This window comes from Paenibacillus sp. 01L418, from assembly GCF_056400045.1.
Map to the genome: position 1 here is coordinate 1 of NZ_JBFTSN010000455.1, position 4,855 is coordinate 4,855.

4 protein-coding genes and 1 pseudogene are annotated in these 4,855 nt (G+C 44.7%); all 5 read left to right on the top strand.

The features are described 5' to 3' along the window. Nucleotides 1-144: pseudogene (locus AC1DSE_RS30175) on the top strand (carbon-nitrogen hydrolase family protein); the annotation flags it as partial. 37 nt (nucleotides 145-181) lie between these two features. Further along, nucleotides 182-841, top strand: a complete 660-nt coding sequence (locus AC1DSE_RS30180; RefSeq protein WP_477511819.1) for a GNAT family N-acetyltransferase — start codon at nucleotides 182-184, stop codon at nucleotides 839-841. A gap of 14 nt (nucleotides 842-855) precedes the next feature. Continuing rightward, on the top strand, nucleotides 856-1,530 hold the full coding sequence (locus AC1DSE_RS30185; RefSeq protein ID WP_477511820.1) for a GNAT family N-acetyltransferase: 675 nt from the start codon (nucleotides 856-858) through the stop codon (nucleotides 1,528-1,530). Continuing rightward, nucleotides 1,527-2,303 (top strand): MBL fold metallo-hydrolase, encoded by a 777-nt coding sequence (locus tag AC1DSE_RS30190; RefSeq protein WP_477511821.1) that lies wholly within the window; start codon nucleotides 1,527-1,529, stop codon nucleotides 2,301-2,303. Before AC1DSE_RS30185 ends, AC1DSE_RS30190 begins: the two co-directional genes overlap by 4 nt. A 445-nt stretch (nucleotides 2,304-2,748) precedes the next feature. Continuing rightward, entirely contained in the window at nucleotides 2,749-4,722 is a 1,974-nt protein-coding gene (locus AC1DSE_RS30195; protein WP_477511822.1) for an endonuclease MutS2, read from the top strand. Nucleotides 4,723-4,855: the final 133 nt, after the last annotated feature.

Consider the following 4,855-nt stretch of genomic DNA (forward strand, 5'->3'; position numbering starts at 1 on the left):
GGTATATTAAGCGAAGGCATCATCAATGATGATATGCTCGTCGTGGCTGACCTTGACTTATCTTTGCTTGAGGAAGTCAGGCTGAAGGGTTCTGTTACGACGTGGCGTGACCGTCGCACCGATTTGTATACCGATTGGACTTGATTTTTATCTTGTTTAGCGAAGAAAGGGGGAGGCAGTGATGCGTAAGGAGCTGTATTTGTTCATCGATGGAAAACCGCAAAAAGCAGTCATTCGCAATTATAAACCAGCAGATTTTGATGGATTGATTGAAGTTCAGCGGCTAAGCTTTCCTCCGCCTTACCCACAGGAGCTTTGGTGGAACAAAGAACAATTAACTGAACATGTGAACCGATTCCCTGAAGGTGCCTTATGCGCAGAGGTTGATGGAATGATTATTGGCTCCATGACCGGAGTAACTATCGATATGAATGATTATGGCCATGCTCATAATTGGGATACGATTTCTGACAGTGGTTATATTCGCAATCATAATATAAACGGGGATACTCTGTATGTTATAGACCTTTGTGTCATACCGGAGTTCCGAAAATCAGGCCTTGGCAAATGGCTCATGCAATCGATGTATGAAACGGTTGTTCAGCTGGGACTTATGAGATTGCTTGGGGGCGGTCGCATGCCCGGTTATGGCGCGCTATTACAGGAGATGACGCCAGAAGCTTATTTGGAAAAAGTGCTAACTGGAGAATACAAAGACCCTGTCATTACTTTTTTGCTTAGATGCGGACGGATGCCGATTGGGGTTGCTCATGATTACTTGGATGATGAGCAATCGGGTAACTGCGCTGCAATCATGGAGTGGCGTAATCCATTTAAATAAGGAGATGTACATATATGCTAACCTATCATCGAATCACAAGCATTGAGGACAAATATTTTGAACCATTACATAAGCTTCTTCAAACGATTTTTCCGCCTGAGGAAGTTCTTGCCTATGAACTTTGGCGCGAGCCGCTTGAAGACACATCCATTCATGTATATGTTGCATTGCATGAGGGGGAAGTCGTAGGTTCAACGGAATATCGATATTATCCAGAGCTGCGCGTTGCTATGACTGATTTTACRATCATCGGAAAACCATCAATTGGCATCGGTCGTTTTCTACTCCGCAATCGAGAACAAGATTTGCAGAAGCTAGCTGATCAGTCCGGTACTGTCTCGCTTGGCATGTTTGCTGAGGTATATGACCCTTATCGCGCAGGTGAGCATGCTTTTGGCGGAGTTTCACCTATGAATCCGTTTGTGCGTCGCGAAGTGCTGTCACATATCGGCTATAAGCGAATCGCTTTTCCTTATGTTCATCCTTCTTGGGACCATGAAGGCCAAGCTGTTGCTGAACTGGACTTATGTTTCCTTCCGAAAAATGAAGAGCAAACAACGATTGATGCAGCTCTAATCGCCTCATTCTTAGAAGGCTATTATGCCGCATTGCCAAACAAGCCGGAACAATGGCTTCAAATGATGGAACAAATCCGTGCATCGGAGTCGTTTGAGCTGCTGCCGCTATGACAAAGCTGATTTTTAGGGGAACTGGAGATTCCATGAGTGTGCCTCGCATTTATTGTGAATGCGAGGTGTGTGAGGAAGCACGGGACACACAGGAAAACCGCCGTTATAGATCGTCTCTGCAGCTGGAGGATCAAGAAGCTGGAACGGTATGGATTGACTGTGGGTCGGACTTCGCAAAACAATTAGAGATGGCCTCACTGCGTGAGATCGACACACTGCTCATTACACATGCTCATTTTGACCATATCGGTGGATTGGTGGAGTGGGCAGACGCTTGTCGCTGGACGAAAAAAAGAGGTCAAGCTTACGCGCCCACTGAAGTCATTAAAGAAATATTAGATCGTTTTCCTTGGCTAAATCGGCAGATTGAGTTCCATTCATTTGACACTCCTATTATGCTCGGCAAATGGCGAGCGTACAGCTGGCGAGTCAATCACGGGAAAAACGGCTATGCCTACGCATTTCGCTTTGAACATTCAGAAACAAACTGCAAATGGGTTTATTGCTCTGATTCCATCGGCCTGACGGATGAGCAGCAGCAACATTTGGCTGATCTTGATTTGCTAGTACTAGGAACAAGCTTTTACGAAGAGCCTTTTGCTTATGAAACTCGTTCTGTCTATGATGTTGTTGAAGCTATCGAGCTTATCCAGAAATGGAAGCCCAAACAAACTTTTCTCACACATATGTCGCATGATATTGATCTTCGGAGAGATTATAAGCTGCCCGATCATCTTCATTTCGCACGAACGGGCATGTCCATTTCTTTATAGCCATATACAGTAGATTAAGTCTAGCTTGACAAGCTGCTTGTCTTTTATGTACATTTAATAAGAATCCTATTTTGGATTAACTTTTAACAATATGCTTAAAGGGGAAATTTTAATGTTTGCTGGTGTCCATAACTCATAAATTGGATAGAGTCAGATGAACGTTGGTCTTGCGACGATTCCCAGTGTGAATTCACTGAGATGCAAGGCTCTATTTCGTGATCTGACGCCAAGAGTTCTGGACATGAGGATTTCCGCCTGAAGCAATTCGACAGCGGCCCAATCACCGTGCTCTCGCAGCGCGGTTTTTTTATATCCATTTTCATGTTAACGATTTTGTTAGCGGTGGAAATGGTATTGGAGCATTTGTCGATCAAAGACAGGAATGGAACGCGCCCGCGTTCTGTTTCTGTCTTTTTTTTTACTCAAAATAGAGGAGGCCACACAGATGAATGAAGCATCTTGGCGAAGATTGGAATTTGATAAGGTAAAAGCAGGCGTAGTGAGCTACACGATATCACCCGCAGGACGATTGTTGGCTGAAAGGCTTGAACCAAGCACGAAGCAGCGGCAAGTTGAAGCATGGCTGCAAGAAACGTACGAGGCTGCTGAACTTCTCGGAAGCGGAGCAAGCATTCCATTATCCGCAATGGACGGCATTGATTCGTTTCTGTCACTGCTCGGCAAAGGTAGAATTTATAATGAGCAGGAACTTGAGCAGTTGTCCGTATGGTTAAGCTCTGTTGTGCAAATGAAAAAGTACATGTTCAGCAAACGTGAGATTGCGCCAACGATTTCCGCTTATGCGGAATCTATGTACGATTGTCCCGTACTTAGGGACGAACTAAAACGTTGTATTCGTTACGGCCAGCTGACCGATCAAGCGAGCTCTGATCTTGCCTACATCCGCAGACATATTTATGCGGCGGAGGACAAAATCCAGAAAAAAATGGAGAATGCGCTTCATAAATATCGTACTGCTCTACAAGAGCCGGTCATCAGCAAGCGCCATGATCGGTTTGTCATTGCAGTAAAGCGCGAGCATCGCAAGCAGGTGCCAGGGACAGTATGGGATGAATCCGCAAGTGGTCAGACCTTATTCGTTGAGCCATTAGACGCATCAGAGCTTCAGGTGGAACTGCAGCAGTGGAAGGCGGATGAGGAGCGGGAGCGTACCGTTATATTATCCCGATTGTCTGAATATACCGAGTCGTTCTCCTTTGAGCTGTTTCGCAATGTAGAAGCTATGGCTTCATTTGACTTTATTACGGCAAGAGCGAAGCTCTCTAGGTCGTATAACGGTAAAAAAATTGAGTTATCCGATCAGCCAGTCGTTAGACTCGTCGGTGCACGCCATCCACTGCTAGGACAACATAGCGTACCGCTGCATGTGGAGCTCGGATACAAATGGAAACAGTTAATTATTACTGGACCGAATACAGGTGGCAAAACGGTAACCTTGAAAACCATTGGATTATTCGTATTGATGGTTCAATCTGGCCTCCTGGTTCCAGCTGAGAAGGGGAGCGAGATCGGTGTATTCCAGCACGTTATCGCCGACGTTGGAGATGGACAAAGTTTGGAGCAATCACTGAGTACATTTTCTTCTCATATCACCGTTCTTAAGGATATGCTTCAAGCGGCTGGCCCTAGAGCACTGCTTCTGCTTGATGAATTGGCGGCGGGTACCGATCCATCAGAAGGGATAGCGCTCTCTATCGCACTATTAGAACAACTGTTGAAAAAAGGAGCATTGGCGGGAGCAACGACTCATTTTAATGAAATTAAAGCTTTTGCTGCGCGAACCCCTGGATGTCAAAATGGGAAAATGGCATTTGATGCGGAAACGTTAAAGCCGCTTTATCGCTTAGAGATGGGGGAAGCAGGAGAGAGTCATGCATTCGCGATAGCAAGGCGCTTTGGTCTGCCAGAAGAGGTGATGCAGCGTGCAGAACATTTGCTTGTGCGGAAAGAAAATCCATCTCATGAAACACGCACAAGTGAGCAATCAAGAAATGAAAAGGAAGCTCAGAAAACGTCATCTTCAGCAGCTGCAGATTTTATTAACAAAAATTTAAAAAAGGTTGATGAAACGAAAGCACAGAACCCGAAAGAAGCAAAAAAACCTTTTGAGAAAGGTGATGCTGTTTGGATCTATCCTCTAAATAAAATGGGTGTAGTATATCGGCCTGCAGATGAACGAGGAAATGTGATTGTTCAAATTCAAGGGCAAAAGCTTACGTTCAATCATAAACGGTTAAAGCTGTATATCGCCAAAACGAAGCTTTACCCGGGTCAAAATGAGGAGTATGATCTCGATATTGTGTTTGAATCAAAGGAGAATAGAAAAGCCCGCAAGCTGATGAATCGCAAGCATGTAGAAGGTTTAGAAATTGTTACAAAAGAGGATGAGCTTCTCTAAAGGATTAATCTTGAAAAAACAAAGACCCGACAGGAGGATTAATTGCCTCGGTTGGGTCTTTTGTTGAAATCGTTAGTCACGACTTTGGATGACCAACAATAAGCCTTTTCTTATGGTGATGGTTCCATTAGAT